9 protein-coding genes are annotated in these 25,970 nt (G+C 59.2%); 3 read left to right on the top strand and 6 right to left on the bottom strand.

Annotated features, from left to right (window positions below; translation table 11 throughout):
• Window position 1: 1 nt before the first annotated feature.
• From ACH3PB_RS08000 to ACH3PB_RS07980, 5 genes are all read right to left on the bottom strand, one after another.
• Window positions 2-14,314, bottom strand: coding sequence for a non-ribosomal peptide synthase/polyketide synthase (locus ACH3PB_RS08000; RefSeq protein WP_416398936.1), 14,313 nt, complete (start codon window positions 14,312-14,314; stop codon window positions 2-4).
• A gap of 115 nt (window positions 14,315-14,429) precedes the next feature.
• Entirely contained in the window at window positions 14,430-17,570 is a 3,141-nt protein-coding gene (locus ACH3PB_RS07995; protein ID WP_416398935.1) for a non-ribosomal peptide synthetase, read from the bottom strand.
• Window positions 17,571-17,581: 11 nt separating this feature from the next.
• On the bottom strand, window positions 17,582-18,628 hold the full coding sequence (locus tag ACH3PB_RS07990; RefSeq protein ID WP_416398934.1) for a TauD/TfdA family dioxygenase: 1,047 nt from the start codon (window positions 18,626-18,628) through the stop codon (window positions 17,582-17,584).
• 53 nt (window positions 18,629-18,681) lie between these two features.
• The gene (locus ACH3PB_RS07985; RefSeq protein WP_416398933.1) at window positions 18,682-20,178 is read right to left on the bottom strand and encodes a condensation domain-containing protein; all 1,497 of its coding nucleotides are present in this window, start codon (window positions 20,176-20,178) and stop codon (window positions 18,682-18,684) included.
• 47 nt (window positions 20,179-20,225) lie between these two features.
• Window positions 20,226-21,143, bottom strand: a complete 918-nt coding sequence (locus ACH3PB_RS07980; RefSeq protein WP_416398932.1) for a TauD/TfdA family dioxygenase — start codon at window positions 21,141-21,143, stop codon at window positions 20,226-20,228.
• A 198-nt stretch (window positions 21,144-21,341) separates the two neighbouring features.
• Between ACH3PB_RS07980 and ACH3PB_RS07975 the strand changes: the two genes are divergently transcribed.
• Together ACH3PB_RS07975 and ACH3PB_RS07970 are read left to right on the top strand one after the other, a co-directional pair.
• Window positions 21,342-23,540 (top strand): TonB-dependent receptor, encoded by a 2,199-nt coding sequence (locus tag ACH3PB_RS07975; protein ID WP_416398931.1) that lies wholly within the window; start codon window positions 21,342-21,344, stop codon window positions 23,538-23,540.
• Between the two features lie 65 nt (window positions 23,541-23,605).
• Window positions 23,606-25,012, top strand: coding sequence for a diaminobutyrate--2-oxoglutarate transaminase (locus tag ACH3PB_RS07970; RefSeq protein ID WP_416398930.1), 1,407 nt, complete (start codon window positions 23,606-23,608; stop codon window positions 25,010-25,012).
• Between the two features lie 64 nt (window positions 25,013-25,076).
• On the opposite strand, the gene ACH3PB_RS07965 is transcribed toward ACH3PB_RS07970, so the two are convergent.
• On the bottom strand, window positions 25,077-25,352 hold the full coding sequence (locus tag ACH3PB_RS07965; RefSeq protein ID WP_416399430.1) for a hypothetical protein: 276 nt from the start codon (window positions 25,350-25,352) through the stop codon (window positions 25,077-25,079).
• A 191-nt stretch (window positions 25,353-25,543) separates the two neighbouring features.
• On the opposite strand from ACH3PB_RS07965, the gene ACH3PB_RS07960 reads away from it, so the two are divergent.
• Window positions 25,544-25,969: a GFA family protein gene (locus ACH3PB_RS07960; protein WP_416398929.1), complete on the top strand. Its 426-nt coding sequence runs from the start codon at window positions 25,544-25,546 to the stop codon at window positions 25,967-25,969.
• Window position 25,970 lies beyond the last annotated feature (1 nt).

The raw sequence follows: 25,970 nt of genomic DNA, 5'->3' as shown, positions 1-25,970 counted from the left end.
CTTACTTGCTGGTAGAGGGTTGTGCGGTCGACAACTTGCCGAGCAGCTTGTCGAGCGATTTCTGGTTGAGCTTTTTCGCCAATGGGAAGTCGGACGGCGTAAAGCCGCCTGCCTCCGGGTTCACGCAGTGGCTAATGAGTGCTCGTAGGGCCGCCATGTAGCGTGTCAGCAGTTGTTCCTGGGTGGCGATGTCGTAGCGTTGTCCGCTAAAGCGCCATTCCACCTGCAAACTGTCGTTGAGGATCATGGGGACGATCTCCAGCTCATGAATGTGCGCATTGGCACCGCTACGGTCAGCTGGGACGGGGTCCGAAGAGATGTCGAAAAATCCCGCCTCCTGCCCGTCGTCCACGCGACCGAGATAGTTGAAAAGCACGCCGCTGGTTGGCGCAGGCAATGCTTCCCGAGCGAGATAGCGCAACACGCCGTAGCCAAGCCCGTGCTGCGGCACAGCCCGTAACTGCTCCTTCACAGCTTTGATGCAGGCGCCGGCGTCTACGCTTTCCGGCAGCCGCAGGCAAACCTGATACAGGCTGGTGAACCAGCCGACGGTACGGCTCAGGTCCAGTTCAGGGAACAGTGATTCGCGGCCGTGCCCTTCGAGTGCGACGGTCAGCGCCCGGTCGCTTTTCCATTCACAGAGGGTTTGGCTCAGCGCTGTCAGCAGTAGCTCAGGTACCTGCGTGCGATAGGCCTTTTGCGTCTCCTGCAGCAGCTGGCGGGTCTCCTCAGCCGTTAGCTTCTCGACAAGAGTGACTTCATCTGTGCTGAGGTTCGGCTTTTCAGGATGATCCACAGGCATGGCAGAATCTTGGCCCTGAGTCGTCCAGAAATCACGTTCGGCAGCCAGGGCTGCGCTTTCAGCATGGCGGTTGAGGCCCTGTGCCCACTGGCGATACGAGCTCGTCTTGGCGGGCAGTGATGGCGCTTCGTTTCTGGAAAGCTGGCTGTAGAGCTGATTGAAGTCCTCCAGCAGAATGCGCCACGACACGGTGTCGATCACCAGGTGATGGATGGCCAGGTAGAGACGCTGTTGGCCAGCAGGCAAATCGACCAGAACAGCGCGGAGCAGCGGCCCCTGATGCAGGTCGAGACCGGCTGCGAAGGGCTGCAGCGCCTCAGGCAGCTGGTCGATAGAGGCGACCTGCAGCTGACCCAGTGCAAAGGCACCTTCGATGCCAGCGTAGTACTGATGCCAGCCGCGTTGATCCTGCACGAAGCGCATGCGTAGGGCATCATGATGCGTTATCAGCGCCCGCAGTGTTTCCCGAAGCGGGTCCTGACTGAGTGACTCGCGTGGCGTGAGCAACAGCGACTGGTTCCAGTATGCAGGCTCAGCCGCGTTCTGCTCGAACAGCCAGTGCTGAATCGGTAGGAGTGGCAGATCGCCCGCGAGTACACCCTGTTCAGCCTGGATCTGATCGGTGCTGCCAGCGACCATGGCCAGATCTGCAATCGTACGCTGCTGGAAAAGCTGCTTTGGTGTGAGTGCCACACCACGCGCTTTTGCCCGTGCGATCAGCTGCAGACCCAGAATGGAATCGCCGCCCAGCGCAAAGAAGTTGTCATCCACGCCGACCTGCTCCAGCTTCAGAAGCCCGCACAGTAGTTCGCACAGCGTGTGTTCGGTTTCAGTGCGTGGCGCGGTTATCGCGCGGCTTTCATCAGTCCAATCCAGCTCACGCTGAGTCAGCGCTTTACGGTCGACCTTACCATTCGCATTCAGCGGCAGACGGTCGAGTTTCACGAATGCCGTTGGCACCATGTAGTACGGAAGCTGAGCGGCCAGCGCATCCTTGATCGCACCGACATCTATCTGTTGATCAGCCGTCACCCAATACGCCACGAGCTGGTTCTCGCCACGCTGGTCTCGGCGTGCAATCACCACCGCATCAGCCACAGCATCGTGGGCCAGCAATCGCGCCTCAACTTCACCGAGTTCGATTCGGTGCCCACGCACCTTCACCTGCTGATCTCTCCGGCCAAGGAATTCAATGACGCCGTCTTGACGATAGCGGCCAATGTCACCGGTGCGATAGAAGCGTGCGCCGGGCTCGAACGGATGCGTCACAAAGGCCTGGCGGCTGCGCTCAGGATCATTCAGGTATCCTCGTCCCACGCCGACGCCAGCGACGCAGATTTCGCCCGGTACACCGACCGGCACCAGCTGTAGTTCGGGGTCCAGAATGTAGAGCTGGTTGTTGGCGGTCGGTCGGCCCACTGGCATCGCGCCACCGGAGGCCTCCGGCGCCTCGAAAATTGGGTGGAAGGCGACATCGTCAGAGCATTCTGCGGGGCCGTAGGCATTCATCATCGGCACCTCTGGAAAGCGCCCGAACCAGGCCTGGCAGAGGTCGGGTGGCAGGGCTTCGCCAGTTGGCAGCAGCCAGCGCAGTGACTGAAGTGACGTATCCGCGGTGGCTGAGTCCAGCAGGCCACGGATGACCGTGGGAACGACCTCCAGGATGCTCAGTGACTCGGCTTCCATCGCTGCGAGCAACGCTGCCGGATCACGGGCGATATCATCTGGCAGGATATGCACCGTTGCCCCAAGAATAGGGGCTGCCAGAAATTGCCAGACGGAGATATCGAAGGCAGGCGAGGCGGTCTGGGCGATGCGATCTGCCGCTGTCAGCCCAAGGCTCGGGACCTTGCCGTAGATGTTGTTGATCATCCCGGCCTGTTCAACCATGGCGCCTTTCGGTGTGCCCGTGGAGCCTGAGGTGAAGATCACGTAGGCCAGATCCTGTGGTGAGCCTGTGTCCCGTAGAACCGGCACGGGTCCATGTTCCCACAACGATTCGGCGTTCAGCACGACTGGCATCGCCTCCAGTCCCGTGAGCACTTCATCGAGTACAGCGCCGACAGCATCGGAACCTGCGCAGGCAGTGAGGAGCACCGGGGCCTGGCTCTGTTTCAGCACGTCCTGGAGCCGTTGCGCGGGATGATTCACGTCAAGCGGCAAATAGGCGGCGCCTGCCTTGAATACGGCCACCATCATTGTCAACAGTGGCAGGCCACGTTCGGCCAGCAAAGCCACCAGCGTGTCCGGCTTGGCCCCTGCCTCCAACAGTGCGCCGGCGATCCGGCTCGCCCGCTCATCCAGTTCACGATAGCTGAGTGATGCCTGACCACAGACAGCCGCGATACGCTCCGGGTGTGCGGCGACGCGTTCGGCAAAGAGTTGGGCATAGGTCCGATCGAGCGGGAAGTCCGCCTCCGAACGGTTCCATTCGATCAGCAGCTGGCGTTGCTCCACTGGCGACACCAGCGCAAGTTCACCCACCGGTCGCGTGGTGGGTTCAAGCACCTGCGACAGGAGGCGCTGCCAGAGATCGAGCCAGCGCGCTATCGTGGCGTCTTCGAACAGTGCCTTGCGGTACGACACACAAACGCTGATGTCATGTTGGTCATCGTGGATATCCCAGTCCAGATCGAACTGCGCGGCGGCAGACTGGGCCGGAATTTCACGCAGGCTTAGCTCAGGCCAGCTCGTGGTCTCGAGGCTCGTGTTCTGCATGGTCAGCATGACCTGGAACAGCGGCGTCTGCGTAAAATCGCGCTCGGTCGCGAGGGCATCGACAAGCTGTTCGAATGGCAGGTCCTGGTGCGCCTGAGCTTCCAGCACACGTTCTTTCACCTGCCCAAGGAAGGCAGGAAAGGCCGCCAGTGGATCCAGCTCGGTGCGAATCACCAGTGTATTGACGAAGCAGCCGATCAACGACTGGGTCTCCAGCAGGCCGCGATTGGCCACAGCTGTTCCGAGGCGAACATCACGCTGATTGGCCAGGCGGCCGAGCAGCACCTGCGTGACGGCCAGCACGATCATATAGACCGAAGCATCCTGGTCGTTGGCAAAGCGCCGCAGCTGCTGAGTCAGCTGTGGTGGGAGGGTGAAGGTGTGGCTACCTGAGGCCGTATCCATTTCAGCCTGACGCGGGTAATCAGTCGGCAGCTCCAGCACATAGCTGCCGTCTTCCAGCACCCGTTTCCAATAGTCGAGCTCGAGCCTGTAATGTTCGGCCTGAGCAGTGTCACGCTGCCACAGACTGTAATCCACGTACTGCACCGGTAGCTCTGGCAACTGAGCAGATGCGTCTAGCGCCCGGGCGCTATACAGCGCCGCGAGCTCGCTGATCAGAATCTGCATGGACCAGTCATCCGCGACGGCATGATGCAAGGTCAGCAAGAGTAGTGTCTGCAGACCGCCGCTGCGCTGGAGTGCCCGGACCCTGATGAGGCGGTCGCGTGCGAGATCGAATGGCCGGCTGGCTTCCTGGTTCGCTGCATCTGTCATCAGCTGCGACCAGGTCTCATCATCGGCATCGATCGATTCCAGAGACAAGGGCAAGGCACTGCTGCTATCGATGACCAGCTCGGCACCGTCACCCTGCTCGATGATACGACTGCGCAGAATTTCGTGGCGGGCGACGATTTGTTCCAGTGCCTGTCTGAGCCAGTCCAGCTGTAGGTTTCCGCTGAACTCTACAGCCGACGTGATGTTGTATTCAGCAGAATCAGTCTCCAGCTGCTCGAGAAACCAGAGACGCTGCTGAGCGAAGGAGAGGGGCAGTCGCTCCGGACGCGGCTGCCTGACCAGGCCTGAGGCCTGCCGTGTTCGGCTTGCGCCAGTGAGCGTGACCAGCTCGGCCAGTACCGGCTTTTCGAACAGTTGGCGTAGCGAAGGTGTGCTGGTGAACTGCTGGCGCATTTTCGCGAGCAACACCGTCGCGAGCAGCGAATGACCGCCGAGCCGGAAGAAGTGACTCCTGCGGCCAATGCTGTCCAGCGGCAGATTCAGTACCTCTGACCAGAGTTGGGCCAGCGCCGTCTCTGTCGAACCCAGCGGCGCAGCAATGAGTTCGGCGCCACGCTGCGTGTGCTTGTCAAGCACCGGCGGAGGCAGCTGCTTCCGGTCGATCTTGCCGTTCGGGCTCAGCGGCAGCCGCGGCAGCTCGAGCAGGTGAGTCGGCACCATGTAGGCCGGCAGCGCAGCCGCCAGGGCCACTCTGATCTGCTCCAGATCAAGCGGCGCTGGGTCGCACGTCAGCGCGTCGGCGACGACATAAGCCACCAGCTGTGGCGAACGTTTCTCATCCCGCGGCGCCTCATGCAAGACCGTGACCGCCGCCTTCACCCCAGCCTGTTTCAGCAGGGCAGCGTCGATTTCGCCGAGTTCGATTCGAAGTCCACGCAGCTTCACCTGATGGTCGACCCGTCCCATGTACTCGATGGCACCTGAAATAGCACCTGAGATGCCACCCGAGATGGCACCGTCAGCCATGAAGCGGCAGCGGTCACCGGTGCGATAGAGGCGGCTCCCCGGTTCAAAGGGATTGTCGACAAAACGCTTGGCTGTCAGTTCAGCACGATTGAGATAGCCTCGTGCCAGACCGACGCCACCGATGTACAGTTCGCCTATGGCACCGATCGGCAGCAATTGCCGGTCGTCATCCAGAATGTAAAGCTGCGTGTTCGCAATCGGCCGTCCAATGGGGACGCTGCCAAGGCGAGTTTCACGGTCACACCGCCACCAGCTCACATCGATCGCAGCCTCGGTCGGGCCATAGAGATTGAGCAAGTCAGCTGAGTGTCGGGCAAAAAACCGCTGCTGAAGTTCGAAAGGCAGCGCTTCACCGCTGGCAAAGACCTGTCGCAAGGTCGTACAGTCGGCGAGCCCAGGCTCCTCCACGAAGGCCTCAAGCATCGATGGCACGAAGTGCAGGGTGCTGATGCCTTCGCGCTGGATGGTCTCGACGAGGTAACCGCTGTCCTGATGACCGCCTGGCCTGGCCACGACCAGACAGGCCCCGGTGATAAGTGGCCAGAAGAACTCCCACACCGACACGTCGAAGCTGTATGGCGTCTTCTGCAGAATCCGATCATCGCCATCGATTGGAAAAGTCGCCTGCATCCAGTGCAAGCGGTTCATGAGCGCGGCATGCTCGGTCAGTACGCCTTTGGGCTGACCAGTGGAACCCGAGGTATAAATCACATAAGCCAGATCTGACGGTTCATTGAGTGGCGCAGGCGACTTGGCAGTGCCTCGCTCGAAGGCTGGTTCATCAAGACTTATCGCCGGGCACGTTTCAGGCAGCTGTGAACGCAGGGCATTCTGGGTCAGTACCAGGCTCGCGCTCGCATCTTCCAGCATGAATTGCAGACGGGACGCAGGCAGCTCGGGATCGAGGGGAAGATAAGCCCCACCGGCCCTGATGATCCCCAGCAGCGCCACGACCATCTCCACCGAGCGGGTCATGCACACGCCGACGATAGACTCACGACCCACGCCCCGCTCACGCAGGGCGTGCGCCAGTTGGTTCGCGCGCTCATGCAGGGCCTGATAGGACAGCCGGGTCGACTCGAACACCAGTGCTGTCGCATCCGGAGTCTGCTCCGCCTGTGCCAACAGCGCGTGCGACAGTGTCTGAGGGCCGGGGTAGTGCGTCGTTGTGTTGTTCCACACCGTGAGTTGCTGTTCGCGTCCAGCTTCTGTGAGTGGCGAAAGCTCACGCAGCATGGCCGCGGGCCGGGCCACGATGTCGCGCAGTAGCTGCTGCCATTCATCCAGCCAACGCTGCATGGTGCTGTCTTTGAATAGACTGGCGCGGTATTCCAGCATCACTGAGAGCGTGGTCTGGTCATCATGCACTTCCCAGTTCAGGTCGAACTTGGCAGCCGGGGATGCAAAGGCAAGTTCCCGTACAGACAGCTCCGGCCACGCGGCTACCGACATGCCGGCATTCTGCATGACGAACAGGACCTGAAACAGGGGCGTGCGGCCCAGTTCGCGCTCAGGTGCCAAGGCCTCGACCACCTGCTCGAATGGCACGTCCTGATGTTCCTGCGCGCTCAGTACCTGCTGCTTGACCTGCGTCAGGAAGCTGTCAAAAGCAAGGTCGGGTGCGAGTTCGGAACGTACGACCAGCGTATTCACGAAGCAGCCTATCAAATGCTGGATTTCCGCAGGGCTTCGGTTAGCCACTGGCGTGCCAATACGCACATCGCGCTGATTGCTATATCGACCCAACAGAATCTTCAACGCGGCCATCAACACCATATAGGTGGTGACGTTATGCGCCTGCGCATAGTGTCGCAGCTGTGTCGTGAGATCATGCGGAAGTTGCGCAAAGCAGGTGCCTGCGGTGCTGTCGAGCTGGGGGCTGCGTGGCTTGTCTGTTGGTAAATCCAGTACATAGTCGCCATCTTCCAGGGTCTGCTTCCAGTACTCGAGCTGGCGGCGGTAGAGCGCCTGTTGCGCCGGCTCGTGCTGCCAGAGGGCGAAGTCCGTATATTGCACCGGCAGGGCCACAAGCTGTGCTTCCCGCTGCTGCGCGTGTGCCTGATACACCTCTGCGACTTCTTCGATAAGTAACTGCGTGGACCAGTCGTCCGCCACCGTATGGTGCAGCGTCAGCAGCAGGAGGGTTTGCCGGCTCGCGGCTTGTTGCAGTAGCGATGCACGCACCAGACTGTCATGCGACAGATCGAAGCCCGTCCTGGCCTCGTGCTCGGCTGCCTGCTGCATATACGCAGGCCACTCGGCGTCACTCACCGAGACGACATTCAAGGGCAGGACGAAGCTCTCAGGCGACCGAATGCTCAGGGCTGCGCCAGTTATTTCCGGCGTTATTCTGCTGCGCAGTATGTCATGGCGGTGGACCACGGTTTCCAGCGCCTGCCTCAGCCATTCAAGCTGAAGATCACCCTCGAAAACGACAGCCGTGGTGATGTTGTACTCACCTGAACCAGGATTGAGCTGTTCCAGGAACCATAGGCGTAGCTGAGCGAAGGATAGGGGTAAGCGTTCCGGTCGCGGCTTCGTCGCAATATCGCTGATGCTGCTGAAGATATCGGCATCAGGTGAGCGCAGGGTACCAACCAGCGGTGCGAGCCCTTCGATGGTCGGCGCCTCAAACAGCTGGCGCAGGGCAGGCGTGCGTTCGAAATTCTGCCCTATACGCGCAAACAGCACGGTCGCCAGCAGTGAATGACCACCCAGATGAAAGAAATTGCTGTCGCGGCCGACCTGCGCCTCAGGTACATGCAGTACCTCCGACCAGATCTGCACCAGGCGACGTTCGACCTCGTTTCGAGGGGGTTCGATAGCCGCTTGCTGATCCTGCCATTGCGGTGGGGGCAGTGCTCGGCGATTGATCTTGCCATTGTCGGTGAGCGGCAGGGTATCGAGCACCACGAACTGCGCCGGAATCATGTACTCAGGGAGCTGCGCTTTGAGCGCGAGGCGAAGCTGATCGACATCTGGCGCCAGGCGATCGGCGACTGCGGTGCTGTCAGCGCTGTCGGCGACAAAATACGCCACCAGCCGCTTGTCGCCTGGCCGGTCTTCCCGCACAACCACCACGACCTCCTGCACGGCCGGCAGGGCAGCCATGGCTGCTTCGATTTCACCCAGCTCCACACGGAAGCCGCGGATCTTGACCTGATGATCGATGCGACCGAGGTACTCAATATTCCCATCGGCCAGAAAACGAACCAGATCCCCTGATTTGTACATTCTCGCCGCTGGCACATTGCTGAACGGGTCGGTGATGAACTTCTCGGCGGTCAGCTCTGGCCGGTTCATATAGCCGTAACCAACGCCTTCACCACCAATGTGCAGTTCCCCGGCCACACCTACAGGCAGCGGGTTGAGGTGGTCGTCGAGCACATAGGCTTTCATGTTGGCGATTGGGCGGCCGATGACTGGTTTTTGTAGCGATGGTGTAATCCTGCAGGCCACGGCGTCGACGGTGCACTCAGTCGGACCATAGGTATTGAAGAATACGGTGTTCTCGATGCTGTGCAGTCGCTGCCAGAGCTGAGCATCGATGGCGTCGCCGCCAAACAGAACGAAGCGTGGCAGATCGGCTGTCTCGCCGGACTCGATCAGAAACTTGAGCTGAGGCGGTGTACATTCAAAGGTATCGAGCCGCGTCTCCTTGAAGAACTGCACCAGCGCCAGTGGTGAAAAGCGCACATCGTCAGGCACGATGTGCAGCGTGTGGCCGTCCAGCAGCAGAATGAACTCCGCCACTGAGGCATCAAAGGCATAGGAGTAGTTGAAACTCGCCCGCATCTGCGCCACCCCGAGCGGACGATAGATGCCTTCGAGTCGCGCTGTCAGCAGGTTCAGCACCCCGCGATGATAGATGAGGGTGCCTTTCGGCCGTCCGGTCGAACCGGAGGTATAGATGACGTAGGCGAGTTCATCGGGCTGGGTTTGATTCACAGGGTTGCTATCAGGCTCATCCGCGAGTCTGTGCCAGTCACTATCGAGACAGAAGACCGGCGCTGACTGTGCTGGCAGGGTTTCCAGCAGATGCTGCTGGGTCAGTAGCGCCGCTGGTTTGGCGTCTTCCAGCATGTGCGCCAGTCGTTCGGCTGGGTAGGTGGGATCGAGTGGTACGTAGGCTGCGCCAGCTTTCAGAATGCCAATGATGCCGATAAAGATATCGAGCGAACGGTCAACACACAGCGCCACGAGGGCTTCTTTTGGGAGCCCCTGTGAGCGAAGATAGTGAGCCAGGCGATTGGCCTTGCCGTTGAGTTCACCGTAGCTCAGTTGCTGGTCTTCAAACACGATCGCCATGGCATCCGGCGTGCGTGCAACCTGCTGTTCGAACGCTTCATGTACGGTGAGGTCGCGGGCGTAGGGCCGTGAGGTCCTGTTCCATTCGACGATTGTCTGCTGCCATTCCCTCGCGGTCAGCAGCGGCAGTTCGGCCACCGGCTTCTCAGGCGTTTCAAGAAGAGTCTCCAGCAGCGTTTCGAAACGCTCGAGCCACCCTTCCGCCGTGCTGCGTTCGAACAGGTCCTTGGCATACATCAGCTCAAGTTCCACAGGACTATCAGCGGGTGTGATGATATGCAGGTCGAGGTCGTATTCGGAGTGAGTGAGTGTGGTCTCCAGCACTTCGAAACTGAGCTTAGGAAACTGTATGCGTCGCTCGAGCGTGAGCTGCTGCGCGACCATGACCTGAAACAGCGGTGCATGGCTCAGGCTGCGCGGCAACGCCAGGTGATCCACCAGCTGCTCGAAGGGCAGGTCCTGGTGGGCCTGAGCCGCGAGCAAGCCTTCACTGATCTGGCGCGCGACTGTGGTGAACGAGGGCTTTGCACTGAAATCGGCTCGAATAGCCAGGTTATTGAGCAGGATGCCAAGCAGCGGCTCCGTCTCGGGCCGGCTGCGGTTTGACATCGGCGTGCCCATGAGGATGTCCGATTGGCCGCTCATGCGGTGAAGCAACACAGCGAACGCAGCAAAGACCAGACTGAATGGTGACTGACCCTGGGTGCCGGCGAATGCCCTGATCCGCTCACTCAGTGCGGGCGAGAGTTGTGTGGTCAGCGTGCCTGATTCATAGCTCTGGACCGCCGGCCGTGGCTTGTCCATCGGCAGGGTCAACAAGTATTCACTGGCTTCCCCATCACTCGGCGCGAGTGCCTGTTTCCAGTAATCCAGCTGGCGCTCGAGCACATCACCCTGCAGGTGTTGCCGCTGCCAGAGTGCAAAATCAGCGTATTGGATGGGAAGTGGAGCCATCACTGCAGTCGTGTCTTTTGCGGTGCCGTCTTGCAGCGCGCCATAGCGCTCTGCAAGCTCCCTCATGGCAATGGTCGCTGACCAGGCATCCGATACCAGATGGTGCAGGGTGACTGCCAGGATGTGTTCCTGCGCTCCGAGCTGGAGCAGCTGGGCCCTAAGCAATGGTGGCCGAGCCAGGTTGAATGGCTGCTCGAACCACTCAGTGAGCTGTGCCTGGACCACCTGGTCGCGATCGGCGGCTAGCACCTCAGTGAGATCGACAAGCGGCAGAGGACATTCCACCTCGCTCAGGACCTCTTGATAGGCCTCGCCCTTCTCACTGAGGAAGGCCGTTCGCAGCACTTCATGACGCACCACCAGGGCTTCGAAGCTCTGCTGTAAGGCGGAGCGGTTGAGCTGGCCCACCAGTTTCATCGCGAAAGGAATATTGAACTGGCTCGAGCCCGGGTTGAGCTGCTCGATAAACCACAGACGCTGCTGTGCGAAGGAGAGCGGAAGGCGTGACGGCCTGGGCTGGGGCTGAATGGCTGCAAGCACCGCCCCCTGGCCGCTCTGTCGCTCGTCCTGCTGAGCGGTTTTCTGTTCAAGCAGCCGCGCCAGCGACGCGAGCGTTGGATGTTCGAACAGCGCCTTGAGTGGCAGCTCGGTTTTAAATGCGGCACGAATGCGCGAGATCATCTGGGTGGCGAGCAGCGAGTGGCCGCCCAACTCAAAGAAGCCATCGTCCACACTGAAGGTATCTACCGCGAGAATCTCGGACCATATGCCGTACAGGGTCTGCTCGGTCTCATTCCGCGGCTGTATCAGGACCCGGGTGTCCTCAGACGGTGCGAGCTCCCGCTGCGTCAACAGCTTACGGTCAATCTTGCCATTCGCGTTGAGTGGCAGCCTGTCGAGTTCGATAAAGCGCGAAGGCAGCATGTACGGTGGCAGCTGGCGGGCGAGATGTTCCCGAAGCGTCGTCAGGTTAGTGTCGTGACCAGTATGCCGGCACCAGTACGCCACCAGTTGCTGCTCACCTCGTCCATCTGGCCGGGCAATGACAGCAGCCTCCCGAACGGACGCCTCATGTTGGAGCCGGGTTTCAATTTCCCCAAGCTCAATTCGATGACCCCGTATCTTGACCTGTTGGTCACGTCTGCCGAGGAATTCGATGACGCCATCACTTCTATACTGACCCAGATCGCCGGTTCGATAGAAGCGGGCACCTTTCACAAAAGGATGAGGCACGAAGGCCATGCGGGTACGCTCGGAGTCATGCAGATAGCCTCTGCCAACTCCAACGCCAGCCACGCAGATTTCGCCAGGTACGCCTACAGGCACTGGCCGCATGGCGGCATCGAGAATGAAGAGCTCATTGTTCGCCGTGGGACGCCCAATCGGCATGGCCTGCGCCCGCTCATCATGCTGGCTCTCAGGGGCTTCAGTTATAGCGTAGAACGCCACATCGTCCGAGCATTCGGCCGGCCCGTATGCGTTCATCATCGGTATATTCGGGAAGCGCGCGAACCAGTCCTGACAGAGTGCCGGCGGCAAGGCTTCACCCGTTGGTAACAGCCATCGAAGGCTGGCGAGTTCGGTCGCTGTGGTACTGGCAGTCAGCAGCCCTCGTATGACGGCAGGGACGGCCTCCAATACCGTCAGACCCTGCTGTTCGAGTGCGTCCAGCAGTAAGGCCGGATCCTGGCTGACTTCATCGGGCAGGATGTGAACGGTAGCACCCAGCACAGGTGCGGCCAGGAACTGCCAGACCGAAATATCAAAGGCGACAGACGCGGTCTGCGCGATACGGGCATCAGTGGAGAGGCCAAGGCTGGGCACTTTACCGAAGATGTTGTTAAGCATGCCCAGTTGCTCAACCAGAGCGCCTTTTGGTGTACCGGTGGAGCCAGAAGTGAAAATCGCATAGGCGAGGTCCTGGGGCCTACCCTGAAGCGCGATGTCAGGGACTGGACCGTGCTGCCAAAAGCGCTCTATTTCCAGCACCTGCGGCAGTGTGTCCAGCTGCGCACAAACCTTGTCCGCCAAAGCAGCTTGCGCAGTGTTCGTCAGTACCAGCCTTGTCTGGCTGAGTCTGAGGATTCCAGCCAGACGCTGTTGTGGGTGCTTGACCTCAAGCGGAAGATAGGCCGCACCGGCCTTGAATATGGCGATCAGGCTGGTGAGAAAGCCAAGGCCGCGTTCTGTCAGTACCGCCACCAGGGTATCCGGTCCTGCGCCAGATGCCAGCAGCGCGGCGGCCAAGCGGCTCGCTCGAGCGTCGAGTTCCGCATAGGTAAAGCGCTCAGCACCACACACTGCGGCGACAGCCTGCGGCCGAGCGGCGACCTGCTCCGCGAACAGCGCTGCGTAGGTCTTGTCGAGTGGGAAATCATGATTGGTCTGGTTCCAGCCGATCAGCAGTTGCTCGCGCTCGATGCCGGTCAGAAGCTCGAGGCTGCCGAGGGCTTTCGTCGGGCCTGCCACCATGTTCAGCACCAACTGCCGCACGTGGCCGAGCATTCGCTCGATGCTGTCACGGGCGAAGCGACGCCGATCGTAGGAGATGCGAATGCCGAGCCTGGTTTCTGGCAGGATGACGACCGTCAGGCCGTAATGGGTATGAACGCTGTGATTCATGTCTTCCAGGCGAAAGCTGAGTTCACCGCCGAGCAGCTTTGCATCGATCGGCGCATTCTCGTAGACCAGAATGCTGTCGAAAATCTCCTCACCGCGGACAAAATCGCTCCAGCCCTGAATGTCGACAAGCGAGCTGTGTTCGAACTCTCGGAGATCCAGGTTCAGCGACTGCAGGGACTGTAACCAGGGGACCAGCTGCTCAGCCTCATCCACCTGAATGCGCAGTGGCAGTGTATTGATGAACAGGCCGATCATCTCTTCGACGCCGGCCAACTCCGGCGGACGCCCTGAAACGGTAACGCCAAAGACCACGTCAGCGTTGCCACTGTAACGGCTGAGCAGTAGTGCCCAAACGCCCTGAAACAGCGTATTCGGCGTGATGCGACTGTCTTGGCAAAAGCGCATGAGCGCCTGTGTCTGTGGCTCATCCAGGCGAACCAGCATATCGTCGACGAGTACGGCTTCCTGATACTGGTTCTGCCGGGCAGCCTGTTCGACAACCAGTGGCGTTGGTGCGTCCAGGCCTGCCAACTGTTGCCGCCAGAAGCCTTCAGCGATGCTCTTGTCCTGCTGCTGCAGCCAGGCGATATAGTCCCGATAAGGGCGGGGCTGGCGCATGTCCGGCTGCCGGCCCTGTCGCAAGGCATCGTAGGCATCGACAAAATCGACCATCACCAGCGAGATGCACCACGCGTCCATGAGAATATGGTGAAAGCTGCGTATCATCTCGTAGTCTTCCGGCCCCAGACGCACCAACCGAATACGGATCAGTGGCGGCTTGGCCAGATTGAAGCCCTGCTTCTGCTCCAGTGCCAACAGCGCCTTGATGTGCGCGTCCTGCTGTTCGGCCGATAGCTCACTCAGGTCGATGAACTCGACTGGATCTGCAATCTGCTTGTGAACGGCCTGGAGCGGCTGCTTTTGACTCTTCCAAAGGAAGCTGGTTCTCAGCGCCGGATGCGCCGCAACCACGAGTCGCCAGCCTTCCAGAAAGGCATCGGTGTCGAGATGTCCGCCAATGCGATAGCGATCCTGCATGAGGTAGACACCAGACTCGCTATGGAGCAGCGTGTGGAACAGCATGCCCTGCTGAAGCGGGGAAAGTGGATAAACGTCTTCGATGTTCTGGGCAGTCTGTGCTGACATCCTGGTGTTACCTGTGCTGTGGTGCTGCCCGGGGCTATTGCCGGGCCGGCGTTGAAACGGTTGCTTGTTTTTGGCGGTCGCTTATTTGATGGCTACTTGTTCGAGGCGCAGAGGCTTAGTGCTGGGCCGCATCAAGTTCTGCCAGCAGATCCTCCAGACCCTGGTCATCCAGATTCGCCAACGCGAAACGTTCTGACGGGCGGTCCGCCGTCAGCTCCGCAGGTGCCTCCAGAACTGCCACGGCGGCCATGGCGGCAATCGTCTCCGCCTCGAACACCTGCTTGGCGGAGAGACGAATGTTCTGCTGTTTGGCACGGGCGACGATCTGCAGGCTAAGGATCGAGTCACCGCCTATCTGGAAGAAGTTGTCCATCACGCTGACGCTTTCCCGGCGCAGCACCTCTGCGCAGATGGTCGCCAGGGTGATCTCGAGCGCCGTGCGAGGCGCGACATGGACGCTTCTCGTGGCCGCCGTCATGTCGGGCTCAGGCAGGGCATTGACGTCAAGCTTGCCGTTCGGCGTTCGAGGTAGGCTCTTCATCGGGATCAATGCCGCAGGCATCATGTGTGCGGGCAGTTTCTCCTCGAGATAAGCCTGCAAGGCCTGCACGCTGGGGGCAGGGCCCGCCTGCGCGGTGATGTAGCCGACGAGCTGAGTGCCGCTGGCGTGAGCGCGGGCAATCACGACGGCTTCACGTACCTGACTGTGGCCGGCAAGCAAGCGCTCTATTTCGCCGAGTTCCACCCGGTGGCCGCGAATCTTCACCTGATGATCCACGCGCCCGAGGAAGCTTAGCCGGCCGTCAAGGCGCCACCGCGCCAGATCCCCCGTGGCATACACACGCTGGCCTTCGGCGAAATCAGTCGAAGAGACGAAGGCCTGTGCTGTCGCTTCAGGCCGTCCACGATAACCAAGGGCGAGGGTGGGGCCTCCGAGCACGATCTGGCCGGGCTCACCGATCCCCGCTGGCACGCCCTGATCATTCAGAAGCCAGAGGTCGACGGTCGGAATGGGGCGCCCGATGCTGATGCTGTCATCATCCTGTTCGCTCAATACATCTGCGGTGGCCCATACGGTTGCCTCAGTAGGTCCGTATTCATTAACGAGTCGAGCCTGCGGGACCTTGTGGCGGTGCTTCGCCAATACGCTCGAAGGGCAGCTTTCGCCAGCGACGATCCAGGTGGAGAGCGAGCTGAGCGCCTCGGGTGTCGAGTAGTCGAGGAGGGTCTCATAGAGTGACGGGAGCGATAGACTGTGACTCACGCGGTGCTGCTCGATCAGCTCGGCAAGGCGGGCGAGATCCAGCTCTTCGCCGCTGGCTGGTAGCACCAGCGTGCCGCCCTGCGTCAGGGTCCAGAAAATGCCCGCCACTGAGCTGTCGAACGCAAACGAAGACAGGAGCAGATAGCTGTGAATCGGTTCGTTGTAAAAAGCGATTCGAACCTGCGTGGAGTGGCTCAGATTGGCATGACTCACTTCCACCGCCTTTGGCTGGCCAGTGGAGCCGGAGGTGTAGATGAGATAAGCCGGCTGCTGTAAGTCCGCAGCGGCGGTCTTCAAGGTGTCCGAGGGGTCGCCGGCGGATGACTCGAGACTGTCTCGGAGAAAATTGTCGAGTAGAAGTCGGGTAGTTGAGTCGGGCAGCAAATGCGTCAACGAAGCACTGGTGATGACAGTACGGGCTTCACTGTCGTCGATCATGTAGGCGAGTCGATCGGCCGGATAGGTGGGGTCGAGGGGTAAGTAGGCGCAGCCAGCCCGGAGAATGCCCAGCATGGCGACGATCATCGGTGTGCCTCTCTCGAGCAGAATGCCAACCACCCCCTGTGTCTGGCCATGATCAAGCAGGTGACGTGCGAGCTGATTCGAGCGCTCGAGCAAGGCCTGGTAGGTGAGGGTGCCGTTGCGGTCGACCAGCGCCACTGAAGATGGATGAGACTGCCCCTGACGGCCTATCAGCTCGAGCACGCTCACTGGCTCGATAGCTGGCGCTGCAGATTGCGGCGCCAATAGTGCGGCCTGCCGCCTGTGCTGAAGACCAATACGACCAACTGGAATCGAAGCCTCTTGAAGACCCCGCAGAAGCTGCTGCCACTGCTCGGCAAGGCACTCGATGGCGATAGCGCTGAACAGGGCGCTGTCATAGATGAGGCGGCATGACAGCGCCTCGCCGTGCGCTACACAGTCGAGACGGAGGCTGCAAGCGTCATCTAGGGTCACGGCATTCATGACGTGAACCTGTTCGGCGATACTCGTCAACTCGCGATAGCTGAAGCCGAAGGTGCTGTCGCTGGTGCTGTCGTAGTAGTCGCCCCAGCCCTGGGCGAGCTGCAGCGGCTGCAGTAGTTGGCGAATCTGATCCGGCAGTGCGCGAGCCGGGTCAACGTCTACCAGTACCGGCAGTGTTTGCTCATAGGGGCCGAGCGCATCATCAAGTCCGTCGCCACGGCCGACATCCAGCCAGGCAAGAGGTACCCGCGTTTGTCCGGTGAGTCGCGCCAACAGAATGCTCCAGCTGGCATACAGGTAGTCGCCCACGTTGATGCCGAGGCTGTTCGCACGCTCATGCAGATGTTCCTTGATAACGTCCACCACAACCGGCCCAGCCGCCATCGCAGGACCTGCTTTGTCACGCCCGCGGTTCTGGAGGCCTGGCAGGGAGATGTCTGGCACGGTCTGCTTGTGCTGCTGCCAGAACTGCAAGCCCGGATGCTCTGCCTCCGTAGTCAGCACGTCATGCTTCCATTCGGCGTAGTCCGCATACTGAAGCGTCGGCTCGTCAGACTGGGCAAACGGACGGTCAGCTAGTAGCTCGCTGGCAATGATCACGAGACTGTGCAGGTCGAGGTAGCCCGGCGTACTGCGAAGTGTGAGTGACCAGCGTTCGGCCGACAGTTGTAGAAGCCAGACCTCCAAAGGACCCGACGTGATGGTCTTTTGCAGCAGCGCTTCGAGGCGTATCGCATGTTCCGGCTGCGGGAGAGATTGCAGGTCTTCGATGGTCAGCGGAATATCCGCCTGCTCAGCGATAATCTGAAGTGGTTGCGCCATGCCGGCAGAACGGTGCAGGCGCGTGCGCAGAATCTCTTCCCTGGCGCTGAGTTCAGTCAGACGCTCCTGTAGTGCCCCAGGCACGACAGGACGCAGCACTTCAAGCTGCAGCCAGGTCGCTGAGGGGCTGTTCTCGCTCGTCTGGGCGTTTCGCCACCAACTGGCCTGCTGTGGAGAAATACGAAAACCGGTAACGGATGACATTGGATAGGTCCTTAAAGCTGAATTTCGGTGGCGAGCAGGGCCTCGGCCATGCCTGTCAGAATGGCGCGCTTGCCGGTGAACGGCTCCCGCCCATGGACCGCGAGAATGTTGTCGATGAACAGCACGTCGCCCTGCTGCCACTGGAAGCGCACCAGCGAAGCCAGATAAGCCGCACGCAGCGTCTCCAGTACGGCCGGCTCGATTGGGCTGCCATCGCCGTAGAAGGTGTTGGTAGGCAGCTCATCGTCTGCGAAACTGGCTTGCAGAGACGTTCGAATAGCCGCTGGCAATGTGCTGATGTGAAAAAACGTGCCATGGTTGAACCACATCTCCTCACCGGTGCGGGGGTGGCGGACGACGGCTGGACCTTTCTGTTTCGTACGCAGCCGGTTGCCGGCCTTCCATTCCACCTCGATACCCACTGAAGCACAGTAAGCCTCTACCTCAGCTCGCTCTTGTGTCTGGAATACCGTCTGCCACGGCAGTCCAAAGCCGTCGCCGTAGTTGCGCACGTACAGCACGCCCGCCTCCCGGAAACGCGCCTGAATCTCAGGAGGAATGTTTTTCATCACCTCACGAGTGGAACCGATCGGGGTTTCGCCACCAGTCTCAGAGGGAAGGTGACAGTAGAAAAACAGCCGTAGTGGAAAGCGTGGGGAGTACGAATGCTCGTTATGCGGAAAGATCATCTGATCTGCCGGATAATCGGTAGACGTGTAGATATTGCCGCCCACCCGGGTACGCGGTGAAGCCCGAAACATATATTCAAGAGCCCCGGGGGACAGAGCGCCGATGACTTCGTTGAATTGTTCGAGGGAGCGAATGCTGAAGTTGCGGAACAGCAAGGCGCCGTGATTTAGTAGCTTTTGCTCGAGCGCCTCGCGCTGCTGGCTAGCCCACTGCACCAGATCGACCCCCTCCAGAGCCGGCTCGATGACGAGCGGTAGACCAGATGCCTCGTCGAGCAGGCGCTCTCGAACCAGTCCCTGTTCAGGTATCGTCACCGCTTTCCGGCGTGTAATCGGGGATGGCCGTGGTGGTGTCAACTTGGTGGTCATGGGTTCTCCTGGCGAATTCGGTTCGGCTTGTTCGGGCAAGGTTTTGCGGGTGTTCAAGAGACCTGCATGGGCCGGCGAGCAGTCGTCGCCAAACGAGCCCGATTACTGGCGTGATGTCGCTGTTGGCGGCTGTGTTGTCGCTCGAAATCCCACTGTTTCAGGCGGCTGCAGATCTCGGGCAATGGCAGGTCGAGCAGATAGGGAAAGTCCTTGAGTAGCCGCAGCCACAGCGCTGTCGCTACGTCGATGTCCTGCGCGCTGAAGAGTTGCCGGTTGTATTCGATGCAGGCATGCATGCCCTGCGGCCCGTGCATGATGTCGAGGACCAGGTCCAGATTGCCGAGCGCCTGTTCGATCCTGAACTGTGTGAGCACCGCCTCGCCGAACACACGGGAGGTAACCCGGTCTGGCTGATAGTTGAGCTTGACCTGAAACAGTGGGGCGCTATCCGACCTGCGATCTGGCGCGAGCGCCGAAACCAGGCGGTCGAAAGGGAGGTGCTGGTAGTGCTTGACCTGCTGTCTATCACGCCTGCTCCGCTCAAAAAGCATCGACAATGTCGGCGAGCCCCTCAAGTCGCATTTCAACGGCAGTTGATTGACAAAAAAACCGACCATTTCGACGACACCTCTGCGGAAGTCGGCTGAAGCGGACCCGGCCGGAAGATTGCGCCCATGAATATCGGTGCCGATGAGGAAGAGTTCCTGTTCCGCCAGATAATGCAGCCAGACGCTGAACAGCGTGCGCAGTGTCTGGAACACCGACAGCCTCTGCGTCCTCGCGAATTTCGTAAGACTCGCTGTGAGCGCCGCATCGATAGTGAAGCGATGTTCACCAGTGCCTGCCGCCTGTTGACGCCGACCCTCAGGCCACTGCAGCTGGAGCGGAATGTCCTGCAGATGGCCACGCCAGAATGCAAGCTGATCTGCCACCAGATCTGGCGGAAGCAAGCAGGGTTCAGCCTCGGCGAAATCCGGATACTGCCACTGTTTTCTCATTTCGGCGGCAGGTCGGGCTGCTATAGCTTCGGCTGCTTGCGCTTGCGCTTGCGCCTGCGACTGCGACCGAGCCGCCGCTTCTGTGTAGCCTTCAGCCAGATCCTGCAGCATGATTTCGCCTGAGCGACCATCGAAGCTGATGTGATGAACGCTGATGATGAGCTCGTGGTGTAGCGGATTTCGCTGAAAGAGCAGGCCGCGCATAACTGGCCCATGCTCGAGATCGAAGACAGTGGTCCGTTCTGCCTGCACGAGCGCTCGCACCTGACGCTCCTGGGCCTGCGGGCAGGCTTCTGAAGAAGCGATGAACTGCAACGCAGAAGACGTCTTGCTCTCAACCCATTGCTGCGGACCATCTGCGCCGTCTTTGTAGCACGTCCGCAGAGCACTATGGCCTGCGATCATCGCAGCAAATGCCTTACCCATTGCAGCTGGGTGGAAAGTACCTTCAATGCTGAATTGCATTACCACGTTGTGCTGAGTACTAGTTGGCTCGAGTTGTCTCAGGAACCAAAGTCGCTGCTGCGCGAAGGACTGGCGGAAAGAGCGCATATTTGTAGAACCGCATTCAACGGCCATATTCGTGTTTCCCCTCATCGCTAAGCCATCGCTACAACAACTTTCCGCTCGCCCGAAAAGGCATTGCGGCCATGGGCCACGAGAAGGTTGTCCAACATCAGGACATCACCGGCCTGCCATGGAAACGCGACAGCTGCCTGATCATAGACACTGCGGATGGCCTCGAGTGCGGCGTCAGCAATGGGGGAGCCGTCGCCAAAGTACACGTTGCGCGGCAGGTTTTCCTCGCCCACCGTGTCGAGCAAGGTCTTGCGAAGCGAGGGTTCTATCGCTGAGCTATGAAACAGGTGGGCCTGATTGAACCAGACCCACTCATGCGTAGTCGGGTGTTGGAGCACTGCAGGGCACCGCTGGCGGGTCTGCAACTCACCGTCCTGTTTCCAAGCCCACTCTATGCCGTGGTCAGCGCAGTAGCGCTCCACCATTGAAGGATCATCGGTGTTGAAGACCTGCTGCCAGGGCAAGTCGAGCGCCGCACTGTAATTACGCACATAGAGCAAGCCTTTTGCGGTGAACTCGTCCCGAATGGCCTGAGGGATTCGCTGGTATACAAGCCGGCTGTCGGCGATTGGTGTTTCCCCGCCGGTTTCACTTGGTCTTATACAATGAAACCAAATCAGGCTCGGCCACTGGCTGGTGTACGACTGCTCGTTATGCAGGGGAATGCGCTGATGAGCAGGATATTCCGTCGAGGTGTAGATGCCCGCAAAGACCTTGCTGCGAGGTGTGGAGCCAAATTCGTAGGTGCCAAGGTTTTTGCCGAAGCCTGAGGCGAAGCGTTTGAAGTCTAACGGCGAGGTGAGGCGAAAATTTCTGTAAAGAATGGCGCCAACAGTTGGCAACCGTTCGAAAGCAGATGTTTCAGCCGTGATACTGGTGAGGGCTTCCTTTGTCTCACTTGAAATCACTAGTGGTAGATGGGGGCGGTAGCCACTCATTCACAGTCCCTTTTGGTTAGCGCTCAATCAACAAAGCCAAATGCTAATCATTATCATTTAGCTTTACAATACGTAAGTACATAATTATTATGCGTCTTCACAGATGAACCCCCCTTTTACAAGAGGGGGATTCATGCTGTCCCCTAGGCCGTGCGTCGGCCAGTGACTCATCTCAAATTGAAAAGGACGCTCAGAATAATGGTTCAGTTCAAGCAAAAGGCGCTGACGTTAGCTGTCGCCTCAGGTATCGCTAGTTTCAGTGCGACCGCGCAGGAAAACGCCGAAATCGAAGAATTTGTACTCGAGCCGATTATTATTAAGGGCGAAAAGATCGAGCGGTCTGTGGACGACACCCTATCGAGCGTATCGGTGGCCACCGACGAGGAAATGCAGCTGCACGCAGACGAGTCTCTTCATGACGTCATGATGCGAACGCCTGGCGTGTTCACGACTGAAGGCAATGAAACCTTCAGTATCCGGGGTATTCCCGTCGATGGCCTGGGTGCCGGCTCCAGCGACGCGATTTCAGTCTACGTCGATGAAGCTTTGCAAAGCCGCCGAGCGGTTACTCTGGCGCCCACTTCACTGTGGGATATGGAGCAGGTTGAGATTTTCCGGGGTGCTCAGTCGACCACACAGGGTCGTAATGCCATGGCAGGCGCGATCTACCTCAAGAGCAAGGATCCAACCTTCGAGCGCGGAGCGGCAGTGCAGGCCAACATTGGCACCTATGGAGAGCAGGGCGGCTCACTGATGGTGAACGGCGGGCTGATTGACGATACGCTGGCAGGGCGCCTGACCTTCGACTATCAGGAGGAGGACGGCTACATCTACAACGAGTTTCTGCGAAAAGACGCCAATGAGCTCCGTAACGTCAACACGCGTGGCAAGCTGTTGCTGCTGCCTACCGACGCCGTCGAAGCGCTGCTGACTGTGCAGCACAGCAAGAATCGTCAGGGCAACCAGTCAATATCCAAAGTTGACGGCGTGCCACAGTTCTACGAAGTCGCCACCAACATCGATGCCTTCGACAAAGTGGAACAGACGGCAATCACCAGCGCCATCGACGTGCGGCTTGACGAAAACTGGACGCTCACCAGCATCACGTCAGCCACTCAGACCGATTATGAAGGGTTGATCGACTTCGATCAGAGTCCCTCGCCACGGCCTGATGGCGCCAGCCTGAACGAAGAAGAACAAGTGCTCTCGCAGGAATTGCGCGCGGGCTATGACAACGGTGAGGGCTTCAGGGGGCACTTTGGCCTCTACGCCGCCAAGACGGATCGTGATCGTGAAGACGTGCTGGGCACGACCGTGGTCGACTTCCTGGGCGAAGAAGCCCTGCTCGCTGTGTATGAAGACGGCTTCCGCTTCAACTACAACAGATTTGGCGACACGGAGTTGATGAATACGGCTGTGTTCGGCGAAATCAATTGGGACTTCATGCCGCGCTGGGAGTTGATCGTCGGCTTGCGTTATGACCGGGAGCGCAATGAGACCGTCGACAGCACGTCGATCGCGCCTGTAACCACTTTTAACGGCCTGGATCCCGATACCGATGCACTCATCGATGGGTTCATGGGCGCTGCTGACCCGACAGTCACGGAAGCAACCTACGATGCGTGGCTACCGAAACTTGGCATAAGTTATGAGCTGGCTCATAACCAGACGCTCGGCTTTGTTGCCCAGAGAGCCTACCGCGCGGGTGGTGCATCATTCAACCTGGCTACGCAGGAGTCGGTCGAGTTCGATCCGGAATACACGAACAATTACGAGATTGCCTATCGCGGTGGCTGGATGGCTGACCGTCTGCGGCTCACCGCCAATATCTTCTGGATCGACTGGAAGGATCAGCAGGTCGAGGTGCTCACGGATCCTGCTGATGCCGACAGTGTTCAGGTGGAGAATGCCGGCGAGAGCGAGCTCAAGGGTGTTGAGACCTTGTTGGCCTTCGATGTCAATCGCTTGATCAGTCTCTATACCGGCATTGCCTACAACGACACTGAATATACAGACTTTGTGACTGATACCCAGGACTTCACTGGGCAGGACTTTCAAGGCGCACGCACCTGGATGGCCACGGCTGGCAGCACCTTTCGCTTCGAGAACGGCTTGAGCCTGAACCTCGAAGCCGTGTTCCATGACGATGCGACTACTGTCTATGTCACAGAGTCCGATGAAGCCTCACCCATGTATAAACAGGTCACTGACGAGCTGCGAACCGACAGCTATCTCCTCTGGAATACCTCGGCGACCTATGAGGTTGATCAGTTCCTGTTCACAGCGTACGTCAGAAATATCTTTGATGAGCAGTACATGACCAACAATCAGGATGAATCGACTGCAGACGCTGGGGCACCGCGCACAGCCGGGCTGGCAGCGCGGTACAACTTCTAGCGTTGGATAAACCTTGTGGAGCGGGTGCAAGACCTGCTCCTTTTTTCAGAAGAGGACGATAAACGATGAATGCCTTCAGTGCCGTGTTGAGTCCAGTCGAAGAGATGAAGCGACGCCACACAGGGCTTTCGAAGCTCTATTCGCTGGAAACGAACGCTATTCTGGAGCGTCAGTCCCAGCAGGAGTCCAATGCAAGGAGCTATCCCAGGAGAATTCCGCTGGTACTCGAGCGCGCCCACGGCATCTATGTGGAGGATTCCCGTGGCCAGGTTTTCATTGATTGCCTTGCCGGTGCTGGCACACTGGCGCTGGGCCACAACCATCCGGTTGTCATCGAAGCCTTGCAGAAGGCGCTGGCCTCTGGGTTGCCATTGCATACCCTCGATCTCAGTACACCCGTCAAGGACGCCTTCGTTCAGGAGCTCATGAGCTGCCTACCGTCCGAGTTTGCGGCCAAGGCGCGGATTCAGTTTTGCGGTCCAAGCGGCGCAGACGCCGTGGAAGCGGCGCTGAAGCTCACACGTACGGCCACTGCTCGGCATGGCGTGCTGGCTTTTCAAGGCGGCTACCACGGCATGACCCTGGGCACGCTCTCTCTCAGCGGTAATCTAGGTCCGAAAAGCGCCCTGGGTGGACTGTTGGCAGGTGTGCAATTTCTGCCATATCCCAGCGAGTATCGCTGCCCCTTTGGTGAGCAGGGTGAGCGCTCGATCGACCTCAATCTGCGTTATCTCAGTCAGCTACTGGAAGATCCGCAAGGCGGTATCGCTCAGCCGGCGGCGATGATACTCGAAGCCATACAGGGTGAGGGCGGCGTGGTACCTGCGCCCGATACATGGCTGCAAGGCGTGCGGGCGCTCACGGAGGCCTATGGTATTCCGCTTATACTTGATGAAATTCAAAGTGGCATCGGCCGTAGCGGCAAGATGTTTGCCTTTGAGCACAGTGGCATTACGCCTGATGTCATTACCCTCTCGAAGGCCATAGGCGGCGGCCTTCCACTGGCTGTAACCCTCTATCGGGAAGAGCTGGATCAATGGCAGCCAGGGGCACACGCTGGTACGTTTCGTGGCAATCAGCTGGCCATGGCTGCCGGCACCGCCACGCTTCGCCACGTCAAACAGGAGCGGCTGGATCTGCGGGCCGAGGCGGCGGGTCGCCAACTGAAAAAAGCCCTGCTTGACCTGCAGTCGGAATTTGGCTGGGTCGGTCATGTGCGGGGAAGAGGGCTTATGCTCGGAATGGAAATCATCGATCCGGCTAAGCCGTCGAGTGATGGTAACCCTGCTACCGATAGTGCGCGAGCGAGCGCATTCCAGCGGGCCTGCCTCGAGCGCGGGCTCATACTCGAGCTGGGTGGTCGGCACGGCGCAACGGTACGCTTGTTACCCCCACTCAACATCTCGGACAAGGAGCTTAACCACGTAACGCAGATTCTCTATTGCGCTGCCAGTAGTCTTGATAGAGCTTAACGCTCTGAAAGAGAAAAATTGAACGTAATATGTTCCGCGAAGGATTGTGGTGGTGGTCAAGCGCTTATGCAGCGGCAGCAAGCCTGTAGCCCAGGTAAGCGACAAAGCGCGCGTTCAACAAGATATTCGCCAATGAACCCGTCACCAGCGCGCTGGTCGCATGTATCGGCCGGCCCTCTACTCGAATGAAGTAATACGGCACCACCGACATCAGCTGTATAGGCATCGCCAAGGCAACGATAGGAAAATAGAGAGCCATCATGTCGAAGAGCTCGGCCGGCGCGCCTAGCAGCATGAATATCTGCTCCTCAAGCAAGAGGCTGATTGCGACAAGTCCCACACCAAATGTGGCAATCGTGATCAGGCACGTGCTGAAAGTGGACGGCTTCGCAGAGGGCTGCTGAGCATCACAAGTTATTGTTTTAGGCACGTTGCCCTCGTAATCTATTAGGCGATGGTCTTGATGTTCCCAGTCTTCATGCTCAGGAGCGCTTGCCGAAAAGAATCGTGATGTCCAGTAAGGAAGAACAGATGACCAACGTGAGAGAGCTCGTTTCACTGGAAGATCTTTGTCAGGGCAGCTGCCACTGTGGCCTCGTCCAGTTCGAGGTAAATCTACCCAATGGACTGAACGATCTGAGCCGCTGTAACTGCTCGATGTGCAGCCGGCGCGGGGCCATTGTGGCATCGGTGCCGCTTGACGATTTCCGAATCACCAAAGGCCAGGATGCGCTAACGCTCTACCAGTTCAATACCAAGGTGGCGAAACACTATTTCTGCTCGAATTGCGGCATCTATACCCACCATCAGCGGCGGTCTAATCCGCAGCTGTTTGCTGTCAATGTTGCCTGCCTTGAAGGTGTGCGGCCCTTTGAGCTGGGTGACATCCCGACCACCGATGGCATCAATCATTCGTCGGACCGCCGCGAAACAGTTAGCCATTCTACCAATGAATGAG

This window comes from Allohahella sp. A8, from assembly GCF_047946665.1.
GTDB lineage: Bacteria > Pseudomonadota > Gammaproteobacteria > Pseudomonadales > Oleiphilaceae > Allohahella.
This window is presented reverse-complemented; position numbering and strand designations above follow the sequence as displayed.